This window comes from Aneurinibacillus tyrosinisolvens, assembly GCF_001015055.1.
GTDB classification, from domain to species: Bacteria; Bacillota; Bacilli; order Aneurinibacillales; family Aneurinibacillaceae; genus Aneurinibacillus_A; species Aneurinibacillus_A tyrosinisolvens.
Map to the genome: position 1 here is coordinate 24,448 of NZ_BBWZ01000015.1, position 13,150 is coordinate 37,597.

The window sequence follows — 13,150 nt, forward strand, 5'->3', positions numbered from 1 at the left end:
ACACATATGGAGCCATGGAGCATAAAAGCCTTGCTGGCTATAGTATTCATTTCCGGCACGCTTACGATAACGACAGCCCAGCGCAATGAGCTGGTTACAACCGTTCAAACAGCGGAGCGCATGGTTCAGGAGGCTGTTTCATCCACAAAGCATGAGACGGCCAAGGGCCGAAGGGTCTATGTTTTTTCCGATTTCATAAGTAAAAAGCAACTGTATGACTATTATGCACAGATGTGGAGTGCCTCGCTGGCCACCCAGCTTGCACATGAAACGAGTGATTTTAACCATTCCATACCGGGCAGGGGGCTCGCTATCCACCCTTATTTTCATCAGATAAGCATTCTAACGATGAAAAAACCAGAGGTGCGCGTTACTTCTTACCTTAAAAATACAGCCATTGTTGAGTGTTTGGGGCAAGTTGAAGGGGGAGAGAGGTACCGCATCGAGTATAGGCTTACGAAAAAAGCGGATAGCAGCCGCTGGCTTGTTGCCCACAAAGTCGTTACCCCGGAAAGGTGAAGAAACCGAGCTTTTTGTTTCTTCACCTTTTTCTTTTATTAAAGAAAGATGAATACGATTGCACGATTATCTCATTTGTATTATGATAAATGAAAAATTATGAAAACGATTGAAAACCATAATTTGTAAAAATGTCTTAGGAGGAGTTACTAGTGCCAGTGACTATTTATGATGTAGCAAGAGAAGCCGGTGTTTCCATGGCTACGGTTTCCCGTGTAGTCAACGGAAATCCGAATGTGAAACCGTCAACAAGAAAAAAGGTGTTGGCAGCAATCGAACAGCTCGGATACAGGCCAAATGCCGTTGCGAGAGGGCTCGCCAGCAAGAGAACCACAACGGTCGGTGTCATTATTCCGGACATTGCAAGCCCGTTCTTTGCTGAACTGGCCCGGGGGATTGATGATATCGCCAGCATGTATAAATACAACATCATTTTGTGCGATTCCGATGAACGGATTGAACGCGAGCTTCATCTTACGAATACGCTGCTGGAGAAGCAGGTAGATGGAATTATATTTATGGGCCGCGAAATCACCGAAAACCATATGCAGGTATTCACAACGGCTGCCGTACCGATTGTGCTTGCGGGTACAAAGGATCCGACCGGACAGCTTCCTTCGGTGGATATTAGTCACTTCGAGGCAGGGTATGATGCTACCCGGTTTTTAATCGAAGCCGGGCATACACGGATTGCAATGGTAACAGGCCCGCTTGTCGATCCGCTGACGGGCATGCGGCGTTTTGAAGGGTATAAGCGTGCGCTTGAGGAAGCCGGGCTGCCTTTCAAAGACAGTTACGTGTATAACGGAAACTTTAAATACGAATCAGGCATTGAGGCTGTCAAACAGTTCCTCTCCCTCGTGGAGCGGCCGACCGCTATTTTTGCCGCCAGCGATGAAATGGCAGTAGGGGTTATCCATGGCATTCAGGACAACGGCTTAAAAGTTCCGGATGACATTGATGTCGTCGGGTTTGATAACATTCGGCTTGCTGAAATGGTGCGGCCTCGCCTTTCCACTGTCGTTCAGCCGATGTATGATATCGGCGCTGTTGCTATGCGCCTTCTGACGAAGTATATGAACAACGAAAAAAGTGGAGCACCATATTGTCATTCTTCCTCACCGAATTGAGGAGCGGCAATCAACGAAGGTAAGAAATAAAGAAACACAGAACATAGATTGAGGAGAGAAAATTGGATATGAAGATCGGAATTATTGGCGCAATGGATGAGGAAATCGCCCTGTATAAGGATGGGATGGAACTTGCGCGTGAAGTGCGGAAGGCCGGCATTACATATTATGAAGGGCAATGGGACGGAAAACCGGTTGTTCTCTGTAAATCCGGGGTCGGAAAAGTGAACGCCAGTGTGTGCACCCAAATCCTTGTTGATACGTTTGCGGTTGATTCTGTTATTTTTACGGGTGTAGCAGGTGCGCTGCACCCCCAATTGGAAATCGGAGATGTTGTTGTATCGCTGGACTGCCAGCAGCACGATATGGATGTAACCGCACTTGGATTCGCAAAGGGGACGATTCCTTTTTCCGAGATCTCCATATTTGCCGCAGACCCGGGCCTTGTTGGCCTGGCTGTAAAAGCAAGCGAACAGACAGCGGAAGGAAAAACAATAACCGGCCGCATTTTGTCAGGGGATCAGTTTGTCGCGGACCGCGCTCTCGTGCAGCAGCTTCATGAGGAGATGAAGGGGGCGTGCACGGAGATGGAGGGGGCTGCTGTCGCCCAGGTATGTGCGATGAATGGAGTTCCGTTCGTCGTCATCCGTTCGATGTCTGATAAAGCGGACGGATCTGCGCATGTAAACTTTGCCGAGTTTACTGAACTGGCGTCCCGGCGTTCGTTTGAAATTGTGAAAAATATGATCGCACATATTGAATAGAGGAGCAGATAGCTTCTACAGCAGGAAAGCCCGGGTGAAAAATCCCCGGGCCTTTTATGTTCCTGGATGAGAAATTATATGCTGCATTAAAAGCAGTAGAAAAAAGACCGCAAGGTCAGAAGCGTCAGAAAAAAGGAAGGGCAGTTCTTCCTTCCTCGCGGAAGGGAAAGGCAAGTGGAATGAACTTTCTTTTTTCTTATCCTTTCGGACAATATAAAAGCGCTTTCTCAATTGTGTTCTTATTTTTTGTTGTAATTTCCTGTCGCCGCGGAATCGGAGGAAACAGGCCTTCAGGATCGAAAATCGTTGGGGCCAGCTGCACCGGGCTCTCCTGCTGGTACTTCTCAATCCACTCGGAAGGGAGCGGGAGATTATCCACGATGCGCCGCCCCGATAGCTCTGCCCAGAGGATGCTCCATGCCCTTGGAACAACCCGCCATATGTCATAGCCTCCCCCCCCTGTAGCGATAAGCCGGCCCTCACATAGCTCGTCCGCCAGCGTGCGCGCCAGCCTCGGGATTTCCCGGTAAATTTTCATGCTAGCCGACAGGTGGGTTAGCGGGTCGAATGTATGGGCATCGCATCCGTTCTGTGTAACAATAACATCCGGTTTGAATCCGCGGGCGACAGTAGGAAGCACATTGTAGTAGGCTTCCAGCCACGATTCATCTTCAGTAAATGCGTCAAGCGGAACATTTACGCTCAATCCGTACCCCTGGCCATCCCCGCGTTCAGTAATATTTCCGGTGCCAGGAAACAGGTACTTCCCGGTTTCATGAAAGGATAATGTCAGCACGTTCGGATCGTCATAAAAAGCCCACTGCACGCCGTCCCCGTGATGGGCATCCGTGTCGATGTACAGCACTCTGGCATTGTAATGCTTTCGCAAGTAAGCGACAGCTACGGAACAGTCGTTATAGATACAGAACCCGGAGGCTCGTCCACGAAAGCCGTGGTGCAATCCCCCGGCAAGATTTAACGCATGGCGGTACTCGCCGGACATGACAAGTTCGACGGCTCGAAGCGTTCCGCCCACCGTTAGGGCGGTCGCTTCATGCATGTTTGGAAAAACAGGACAGTCCTCGGTGCCAAGCCCGAAGCTTCCGGCAACCGCCAATTCTTCTGTTGCGTGCCCTGCTGCCTCTACAACTTCAATATACTGGCGATCATGGACGAGGGCGAGCTCCTCCTTGGTGGCTAATCGGGGAGCGACAATATCGCTGTCTTGCAGCAGGTTCATCATGCGCAGCAAATCAACGGTCATAACAAGCCGCTTCTGATTAAATGGATGATCATCGTTAAAGAAATAATCCAAATATTCTTCACTATAAATAAAGGCTGTTTTAATACTCATAGTACTCCCTCTGATTCCCTGGGCCATACAACGCGGTAACCGGCCTCTTCAATTTTGGAAACTACTTTGCGCGGATTAATGGTCTGCACTCGAAAAGCAAGGTTTTTCTTTCCGGTATGCTGGCCGGGGAAAACAAGAACACTTGTTACGTTGCAGTTTGTTTCCTTAAAAAGCTGTGCAACATCGGCGAGCAATCCTGTCCGGTCATCCACCTCCACTTCAATGTGCGAGCTTGGATAGTGTACGCCCATAAGTTCTACCAGAGTGTGGAGGATGTCTGTCTCGGTAAGGATTCCTACCAGTGTATCGTCAACGACAACAGGGAGGCATCCGATGTGGTTTTCATACAATACAAGAGCCGCCTCTTCGACAAAATCAAGCGGATGAGCGGTAATCACATCCTTTCTCATAATCGTGGAGACAGGTGTGGTCATTACTTTTTCATCATCCGGATGGGAAGCACTAATGATAGAAGGGCATGCGTCGCGGATATCACGATCGGAAATAATTCCAACCAGTTTTCCCTGTTCAATAATCGGGATGTGGCGAATCCGGTTCTGGTGAACCTTCAGAAGAGCCAGGCGCAGCGAATCATTTGAATCGATCGTTATAACATCCTTCTTCATTATATCCTCAACAAGCATCATATGGCCTCCCCCTGCATTAGTTATTTATCATTCTATTTCGTTCGCTTTCAAAGTAGTAAATGATTTTCGGCAAAAAGGTAAAAAGGCTAGTACATATATCTGTTTTGAAAGCGAATGCGGTCAAATGCCTGAATGGAATCAAGCGATACCCGCTTTCCTATGCGTGCCATCATACAATTGGCAGGATGAGAACAGATTTCCGGATCGTCAGTAGCAAACCATTCAAGACCGGCAGATGCCATCACCTTCTCCATAATCTTCCGGTATTCCCAAACGGTAAGACCCGTACCTTTTAAATCCCAGTGCCAGTAATATTCCGTTGTAAACACAATATAGTCTTCCATGGCATCGTCAAGAAAAGCAACGGCCAGCATATCTTCGCCGACATGCTGGTGGCGGAAGTGGCTGCTCACCTCAATTGCGCCCAGTTCGATGAGGTTATCCATGCCGGATTGCGACCAGCGTTCCATCGGATCGGGGTATAGAAAGGTTACGTAGCCGATGATCGTATCTTCGTGTACAGCGACGATAATGCGGCCTTCCGGCAGGCCGGCGATTTCAACCAGCGCTTTCTGCTGTTCATGAGGCCTTCGGAAGGCGGTTAATCCTTCGTCCATTTTTAAAGAAGCGATCGTTTCGGCAGCAGCCGGGCCATAAATGAGCAATGTTCCGGATGAAGTTGCTTTTTCTTGCTGATAAAACGCTTTATTATATTCCATTATAAATTCACACCCTGTCTGGCATACAGTCCAAAATACAAAATTCTCTATCAATTATACACGATAATCATTTCAATGATTCCGAAAATGATGTGAACGAATAAATTGCTTAAAATACAGATAATTTGATATAATAAAAATTACGAAAGGGTTTTCAAAGTAGATAGAGAATAAAATAATTAAACCATAATATAGGGAGAGGAGTTTGATCGTATGAAAGAAATGATGGACAAGAAGATACTTCCCGTAGTAGGTAGTGGATATAATATGCCCGCATATGAAGAAGCATACAAAAACTTCAGATGGGAAGATGCAGAAAAGCAGTTTACCTGGTATGAGACCGGTAAAGTAAATCTAGCTTATGAAGCCATTGACCGGCACATCGGAACTCCACGTGAAAATAAAGTAGCCCTGTATTACAGTGATGCGATTCGGGAAGAACAGTATACATTCACACAAATGAAAGCGTTATCCGATAAGTTTGGCAATGTTTTGCGCAGCCTTGGAATTGCAAAAGGGGACCGTGTTTTTGTATTCATGCCGCGCACACCTGAGCTATATGTAAGCGTTCTGGGAGCAATTAAAGTGGGAGCCATTGTCGGCCCCCTATTCGAAGCCTTCATGGAAGGGGCGGTCCGGGATCGCCTGGAAGACAGTGAAGCAACTGCGATTATTACAACGCCGGCCCTGTTGTCCCGGGTTCCGGTAGCCGAATTGCCTGCCCTTAAGCACGTTATTGTAGTTGGGGCGGAGGATAAGCTTCCTGAAGGACAAGTCAGCTATGAGCAGGAAATGGACAAGGCTTCCCTTGAGTTTGAAATCGAGTGGGTAGACCGGGAGGATGGGTTAATCCTTCATTATACATCCGGTTCGACTGGAAAACCGAAGGGAGTGCTCCACGTTCATAATGCCATGATCCAGCATTATCAGACGGCCAAGTGGGTTCTGGATTTGCAGGACAACGACGTTTACTGGTGCACAGCCGATCCGGGCTGGGTTACAGGAACATCATATGGAATCTTCGGTCCGTGGCTCAATGGAGCGACCAATGTGATCCGAGGGGGACGTTTTAGCCCGCAGGACTGGTATTCCACCCTTGAGAAATACAAAGTAACAGTATGGTATAGCGCACCAACCGCTTTCCGCATGCTGATGGGAGCAGGGGACGAGGTTGTGAAACAGTATGACCTGTCAGCCCTCCGCCATGTGCTAAGTGTCGGGGAGCCGCTTAACCCTGAGGTTGTATACTGGGGAGCGAAAGTGTTTGATAAGCGTATCCATGATACATGGTGGATGACGGAAACCGGCGGCCAGTTAATTTGCAATTATCCATCCATGGAAATTAAACCGGGTTCGATGGGTAAACCATTCCCTGGGGTTGTGGCTGCCATTATTGACGATGAGGGGAACGAGCTGCCGCCAAATCGCATGGGGAATCTGGCCATTAAAACAGGCTGGCCTTCTATGATGAGAAGGGTATGGAACAACCCTGCGAAGTATGAGGAGTACTTCCGCCTGGAAGGCTGGTATGTATCAGGTGACTCCGCCTATATGGATGAGGAAGGCTATTTCTGGTTCCAGGGCCGTGTAGACGATGTAATCATGACGGCCGGTGAGCGCGTAGGTCCGTTTGAAGTAGAGAGCAAGCTTGTTGAACACCCGGCGGTAGCAGAGGCGGGTGTAATCGGAAAGCCCGACCCGATACGTGGTGAAATTATCAAAGCCTTTATCGCACTGCGCGACGGATACGAGGAATCGGAAGAATTATTGGCAGATATTCGCCAGTTTGTAAAGGTAGGTCTGGCTGCGCATGCTGCACCGCGTGAAATCGAGGTAAGAGACAAGCTGCCGAAGACACGCTCCGGTAAGATTATGCGCCGGGTACTTAAAGCATGGGAACTCGGATTGCCAACCGGTGACCTGTCAACGATGGAAGACTAAGCAGGGGAATAAGAAAAGAGAGGCGGTTTACGTACCCGCCTCTCTTTCTTTGTGTTAATACTATTGCTGTGTTTGATCTGTTTTCTTTTTACTGTGCCTATCCGTTTGTTTGCCTGATTGCTTGTTGTCTGATTTGGTTGAGTGATCAGGCTTGCCCGATTGGCTAGGGTTGCTCGACTGATCAGGCTTGGCCGGGTGATCGGGGCTGCTTTGTGTGTCAGTCTGCTGTCCAGGTTGTTGATCCGGTGTTTTTCCCTGGCCGTTATGACTCTGATCCGTCTGCTGTCCGGATTGCTGATCCGTATTCTGGTTTTTGCCACTATCAGACTTCTTCGACCCATTTGACGAATCAAGCGGAGTTTGGTCTGCCTGGTTGTTTGTTGAGCTTCCCGTTTTCCCCTGGCCTTTTGTGCCATAGCTGGAGTAGGACGACGGATTCGTCGACTTCGCCAGGTTTTCATTGTAAACCGTGCGAAGGGAAGTTCCCGGAGGCATGGCCATCTGGTTTCCCGCAGGCGAGATGGAAGGGTCGATTTTGATAGCCGAGGTAAAGATTTTTCCCCATAACAATTGCGCCCGTGTAAAGGAGCTTTCGTTAACCTCATACTTCTTATCGTATCCGATCCACACACCGAGGGAGACATCAGGAGTGTACCCTACAAACCATTTATCCATATTGCTGTTTGTCGTCCCTGTTTTTCCTGCAACATCTCTGCCTGATGTGTATTTTCGTACCTTCGTAGCTGTTCCTGCACGTATAACATCACGGAGCATATCGGTGACAAGCCATGCGGTAGATGGCTTAAACACGCGTACAGGCTTAACCTCGTGATGATACACTTCTTCATGGTCGCTGTTTTCAATCCGTTCAATCAAATAAGCGTCTGTGAAATTTCCAGAGTTAGCGAACGTTCCATATGCGTTCGTCAATTCTTCTACCGATATCCCCGTTGTTAAACCGCCAAGACCCGTTGCGAGTCCCGTATCCCTTACAGGGTCAAGCGATGTAACGCCCATCTTTTTAACATAGGAAAGGGATTCAGGAACGCCGGTCTCAAAATATACTTTGAGCGCAGGAATGTTCGTGGAAGACCGGAGAGCATCCCTTACTGTCATCGGCCCCCTGAATTTCTCTCCGTAGTTCTTCGGCGGCTTGTCGTAGCCAGGGAATTCTGTTTCTTCATCGACAACCGTAGTGCCCGGAGAAATAATTCCGCGTTCAATGGCCGGGGCATATACAGCAATCGGCTTCATTGTTGAACCGGGCTGTCTCGGAGCCGTGGCGTGCGACATTTTCTCTATGTTGAAACCACGCCCTTCAATCATACTAATAATCGCACCGGTTTTGTTATTGATTAAAGCTGCTCCGATTTGCTCCGGCATTTTTTTTCCGTTAATTGGTTTTTTCTCCGGTCCGAAGTTGTTCGCATTGGAGGCGATTTCTCTCATCTTCTCATAAATTTTTTTGTCAATCGTCGTATAGATATGATAGCCGCCCTGGCGGATGTCCATCCGTCTTTCCTCTACCAGCTGATTAAAGTTTTTCGTTTTCAAGTCGGGATTTTTTTCAATGTCCTGGTTAACAAGCACTTCTGCTGCCCGCTTTTCAATTTCCATTGTTAAATAAGGATAATTTTCGTATGCTTTTATGCTTCGTTGTTGGGCAAGGTGGCCCTCAATATTGTAGGAGAGAGCCTCATTATATTGGCTGCTTGTTATTTTTCCGTTTTCGAGCATCCGGGTGAGAACAAGCTTCTGCCGCTTCAAACCCGCCTTTAATCCGTTTTTCTGGTACGCTTTAAAGGGTATGTAATTATACGGTGCCTGGAGCATTCCCGCCAGATAGGCTGACTGGGGAATATTTAAATCTTTTGCGTCTACCTCGAAAATTCCCTTGGCAGCAGCCTGAATGCCGTACACATTTGAGCCGCTTGCGCTCTTCCCGAAGTACATTTTATTAATATACGCATCCAGAATTTGATCTTTAGAGAACATACGCTCAACACGCATCGCAAGAAAGATTTCCCTGAACTTTCGTTCCATCGTCTGGGCGCGTGTTAAAAACGTCTGTTTAACGAGCTGCTGCGTCAGCGTGCTTCCACCAGTTTGTACGGCAGATCCTGTAATCTGCTGGATTCCGGCACGGGCGATAGCTGTGGGCACGACGCCGCGGTGCTGATAAAATTCCTTGTCTTCAGTTGAAATAACAGCGTCAATAAAATAGGGCGATACTTCTTTGTGTGTGACAAGCCGCCTGTCTTCTGTCGTCTGAAGCTGTCCGATCAGTGTTTTGTCCCTAAAGTAGGCAAAGCCAGTGAGATTATTGCTGGATAACTCTTTATTGATCTCATTATAGCTTCTTACCGGGTCATCTTTTACGAGGGAAGCTACATATCCTCCCGCAACGCCTCCGGCAAAAAATACACCCATAAAGAATAAAATAGCAGACATTTGGAAAATAACAAGAAGAGTGCGCCATATGTTTCTTTTCTTTACGGATGTATTCGGCCGATTCGATGAATCGTTTTTATGATCCATATAATTCCCCCTTACAAATAACAGCAACATTATATCATAAAGACGTTTTGTTAGGATAAATGTTGCATCTTAACATTATTTTTAGTTATTATTGAAATAACATGAGCCTAAATATTTTATTATTCACAGAGAAGGCGAGCGAGTAGCGATCCATATCCGGAGTGGCAGAGAGTCGGTGGCAGCTGAAAACCGGCCCGGGCGGAAAGTGAAGTACAGCGCTGGAGTGAATCCCTGTTCTTTCCCTGCTTTTTTGGGGAATAGGGCGGTTGGCGGCCAGCCTGCCGTTATTTTCTCAAGTGAAGGACAATATGTCCTTAATGAGGGTGGTACCGCGAGCGAACTCGTCCCTTTTATAGGGACGGGTTTTTTTTGGCTAAAGAAAGCATGTTCTTTTATTTACTATTATACGTAAAGGTGGGATTCAAAAGATGAGTGAAGAAAAAGGAAATAAGCTCACAGATGAGCAGAAGCTTGAGGTTGAGCGGCAGATGGAAGTTATTCGCCGCGGTGTGGCGGAGATTGTACCGGAGGAGGAAATGAGGAAAAAAGTTGAGCGCTCCGTTGTTACCGGTAAACCGCTAAAGGTTAAGCTTGGCCTCGATCCGTCAGCGCCGGACATTCATGTTGGACACACCGTTGTATTACATAAGCTTCGTCAGTTCCAGCAGCTTGGCCATACCGTACAGCTCGTTATCGGTGATTTTACGGGCCGCATCGGTGACCCGACAGGCAAGTCCGAGACAAGAAAACAGCTCACGGAAGAAGAAGTAAAGGCGAACGCCAGGACGTATATCGAGCAGTTCGCTAAAATCCTCGATGTAGACAAAATCGAAGTGAATTACAACAGCACCTGGCTTGCCCCGATGAATTTCTCCGATGTTGTAACGCTGGCAGCCAAAGTAACGGTTGCCCGCATGCTTGAGCGAGACGATTTTGAAAAGCGTTATACAAGTAACCAGCCGATCAGCATCCACGAATTTTTCTACCCGCTTATGCAGGGGTATGATTCCGTCGCGCTGGAGAGCGACGTAGAGCTTGGCGGGACGGACCAGAAGTTTAATTTGCTTATGGGCCGCCAGCTGCAGAAAGAATACGGCTTATCGCAGCAATGTGCACTTACGATGCCGATTATCGAGGGGCTGGACGGCGTTCAGAAAATGAGCAAAAGCCTGGGCAACTATATTGGAATCAGCGAGCCGCCGAATGAAATTTATGGTAAGGCGATGTCTATTCCCGATGAGCTAATGGTGAAATACTACGAGCTTGCGACAAGCATTTCACTTGAGGAGCTGGAAAAGCTAAAGAGTGGTCTTGCGAATGGAACGATTCACCCGCGGGATGCGAAGATGCGTCTGGCCCGTACGTTTGTAGAAATGTATGTGGGAGAAGAAGCGGCGCAGGAAGCGGAAAACCACTTCAAAACCGTCTTCCAGCAGCGCGCCCTGCCTGCGGATATACCAGAAAAGACTGTTGCAGCTGCAGATCTTGAAGATGGAAAGATGTGGATTGTAAAGCTTTTATCTGAGCTTGACCTTGTGCCGTCCAACGGAGAAGCGCGCCGGATGGTACAGCAGGGAGCGGTTAAAATTAACGAAACGAAGGTAGAATCCGTCGATGACCGCATTGCTGTAGAGGACGGCATGATCATCCAGGTAGGTAAAAGGAAGTTTGCCAAAGTTACAATTCAATAGCATCAATAGCATAAAAAAAATCTCACCGTACTGTACGGTGAGATTTTTGTGTTATTTAGAAATCGATTAACGAGAGTAGAACTCAACGATGAGTTTTTCGTTAATTTCCGCAGGAAGCTCTTCACGGTCAGGAAGACGAGTGTACGTTCCTTCTACTTTAGCATCATCAAAGCTCAAGTAGTTTGGAAGGTAAGAGCGGGCTTCAATAGAATCTTTTACGATATCAAAGCCACGGCTTTTTTCACGAAGTCCGATAACATCGCCTGGTTTTACACGGTAAGAAGGAATGTCTACTTTCTTGCCGTTTACCGTAATGTGGCCGTGTGTTGTCAGCTGGCGTGCAGCTGGACGACTAGCGGCAAATCCAAGACGGTATACAAGGTTGTCCAGACGGGACTCTAACAATTTCATGAAGTTTTCACCAACAACGCCAGGCATTTTGCTTGCATCGTCGAATACTTTACGGAATTGTTTTTCCATCATTCCGTACATGTGGCGAAGTTTTTGCTTTTCAGTCAATTGAACCGCGTATTCGCTCATTTTACGGCGACCATGTCCGTGTTGTCCCGGTGGGAAATTACGTTTGATGTCTTTGCCAGTTCCGTCTAAAGAAATTCCAAGACGGCGAGCAAGTTTGTGGCGTGGGCCAGTATAACGTGCCATATTAATTCGTTCCCCTTTACAAATAAGATTAATTAGGTGTTTACTTCCACCTGGCTAGTTCCGTAACTTTCTACATGCTCTCCGGACGGTAGCGTTTCCGCCGCATGCTCCGTTAAGGGAAGTCAGCCGCAGCCCTTAAGGGATGAAACTAATGAAAGTGACCAGGCGTTTTTACCTAAAATCATTGCTACCCTGCATAAAGCACATAAATAATATTATACATCCGGTATAGCAAAAGTCAACTTTTTTCCGCGCTTACAGCAACGATCTCTTTTTCACTGTTTACAATGACGATTCCTCCTATAACAAAAAAGAGGGAGATAAAAACGACGGAGTGCAGTGTTTCAGCAAGGAGAAGCGTGGATAGAAGCACACCGAACACCGGGACAAGAAAAAAGTACATCGATACCTTTCCAACTTTATTGAACTTTAGGAGCGTGTTCCACAGGGCAAAGCCCGCTGCGGAAAGAAAGGACAAGTATAATAAATACAGCAAAGATGTTCCGTTAAAATGAAAAGGGGCCCACCCTGCTCCGGCTGCACCGATGATGATGAGCACGAGGGAGCCCAGCAGCATTTGATAGCACGTAAGATATACCGTATTTAACGTGGACGCTTTGTTTTTCGCTAAAATTCCTCCGAGCGAATTGGAGAAAGCAGCGATGAGGAGTGCGATTTCCCCAAGGCCGAAAGCAAGATGAAAGGAACCTGCTGTGCTGCTCGCCAGGATGACACCGAAAAAGCCGAGAGTGAGCCCGATTGTTTTGTGCCAGTTCATGCGATCATTTTTATACATGTAATGGGCGAGCAGCACGGAAAAGAACGTCCCGGACCCGGTAATAATCGAACCTTGAATGCCTGTACTGTATCCCAATCCAATGTAGAACAGAATATACTGGAGGGTCGTCTGGAAAAAACCGACCTGGATGATGGCGGGAAGCGAACCTCTAACGAAGAAGGCGCGGCGCTCCTTAATGAACAAAAATCCGGCGAGCATAAGCGAGGCAATAAAGAAGCGGTAGCCAGCAAATAAAATTTGGGCATATGTATCGTTTTTTTGAATGGAGAGAAGCGTATAGCTCATTTTGATAAAAGGGAATGCGCTTCCCCACAAAAAACAAACAAAAGTTGCCGTAGCGATAAGTCCAAACCGGCCGGTGAGTAATTTTTCTGCGTTCAAATCA

Annotated in this window: 10 protein-coding genes, 1 pseudogene and 1 other annotated feature; of the genes and pseudogenes, 5 read left to right on the top strand and 6 right to left on the bottom strand. The window is 47.5% G+C overall.

The window, feature by feature from the left end; translation table 11 throughout:
- Positions 1 to 6: 6 nt before the first annotated feature.
- The 3 genes and pseudogenes from MBEAL2_RS14655 (at position 7) to MBEAL2_RS14665 (ending at position 2,413) form a co-directional block, all read left to right on the top strand.
- Positions 7 to 519 (top strand): hypothetical protein, encoded by a 513-nt coding sequence (locus MBEAL2_RS14655; RefSeq protein WP_047153025.1) that lies wholly within the window; start codon positions 7 to 9, stop codon positions 517 to 519.
- 152 nt (positions 520 to 671) lie between these two features.
- Positions 672 to 1,701, top strand: a pseudogene (gene ccpA / locus MBEAL2_RS14660) (catabolite control protein A).
- Positions 1,702 to 1,717: 16 nt separating this feature from the next.
- A complete protein-coding gene (locus tag MBEAL2_RS14665; RefSeq protein ID WP_047153026.1) occupies positions 1,718 to 2,413 on the top strand; it encodes a 5'-methylthioadenosine/adenosylhomocysteine nucleosidase in 696 nt (231 codons plus the stop codon).
- A 196-nt stretch (positions 2,414 to 2,609) separates the two neighbouring features.
- Here MBEAL2_RS14665 and MBEAL2_RS14670 read toward each other — a convergent pair whose 3' ends face one another.
- From MBEAL2_RS14670 to MBEAL2_RS14680, 3 genes are all read right to left on the bottom strand, one after another.
- The gene (locus MBEAL2_RS14670) at positions 2,610 to 3,767 is read right to left on the bottom strand and encodes an acetoin utilization protein AcuC (protein ID WP_047153027.1); all 1,158 of its coding nucleotides are present in this window, start codon (positions 3,765 to 3,767) and stop codon (positions 2,610 to 2,612) included.
- Positions 3,764 to 4,414, bottom strand: coding sequence for an acetoin utilization AcuB family protein (locus MBEAL2_RS14675; protein WP_369405505.1), 651 nt, complete (start codon positions 4,412 to 4,414; stop codon positions 3,764 to 3,766). The genes MBEAL2_RS14670 and MBEAL2_RS14675 overlap by 4 nt, the downstream gene beginning before the upstream one ends.
- Before the next feature lie 86 nt (positions 4,415 to 4,500).
- Positions 4,501 to 5,133, bottom strand: a complete 633-nt coding sequence (locus tag MBEAL2_RS14680; protein WP_047153028.1) for a GNAT family N-acetyltransferase — start codon at positions 5,131 to 5,133, stop codon at positions 4,501 to 4,503.
- A 222-nt stretch (positions 5,134 to 5,355) separates the two neighbouring features.
- Between MBEAL2_RS14680 and acsA the strand changes: the two genes are divergently transcribed.
- On the top strand, positions 5,356 to 7,074 hold the full coding sequence (gene acsA / locus MBEAL2_RS14685; protein WP_439644874.1) for an acetate--CoA ligase: 1,719 nt from the start codon (positions 5,356 to 5,358) through the stop codon (positions 7,072 to 7,074).
- A gap of 60 nt (positions 7,075 to 7,134) precedes the next feature.
- Here acsA and MBEAL2_RS14690 read toward each other — a convergent pair whose 3' ends face one another.
- Entirely contained in the window at positions 7,135 to 9,612 is a 2,478-nt protein-coding gene (locus MBEAL2_RS14690; RefSeq protein WP_052947728.1) for a transglycosylase domain-containing protein, read from the bottom strand.
- A 119-nt stretch (positions 9,613 to 9,731) separates the two neighbouring features.
- Positions 9,732 to 9,964: a binding site (T-box leader), on the top strand.
- A gap of 76 nt (positions 9,965 to 10,040) precedes the next feature.
- On the opposite strand from MBEAL2_RS14690, the gene tyrS reads away from it, so the two are divergent.
- Positions 10,041 to 11,303 (top strand): tyrosine--tRNA ligase, encoded by a 1,263-nt coding sequence (gene tyrS / locus MBEAL2_RS14700; RefSeq protein ID WP_047153030.1) that lies wholly within the window; start codon positions 10,041 to 10,043, stop codon positions 11,301 to 11,303.
- A gap of 66 nt (positions 11,304 to 11,369) precedes the next feature.
- On the opposite strand, the gene rpsD is transcribed toward tyrS, so the two are convergent.
- Complete coding sequence (rpsD, locus tag MBEAL2_RS14705; RefSeq protein ID WP_047153031.1) at positions 11,370 to 11,966, bottom strand: 30S ribosomal protein S4; 597 nt, start codon at positions 11,964 to 11,966, stop codon at positions 11,370 to 11,372.
- Positions 11,967 to 12,204: 238 nt separating this feature from the next.
- Positions 12,205 to 13,146 carry a DMT family transporter gene (locus MBEAL2_RS14710; RefSeq protein WP_052947729.1) on the bottom strand — a complete coding sequence of 314 codons (942 nt, stop codon included), beginning with the start codon at positions 13,144 to 13,146 and terminating at the stop codon, positions 12,205 to 12,207.
- Positions 13,147 to 13,150 lie beyond the last annotated feature (4 nt).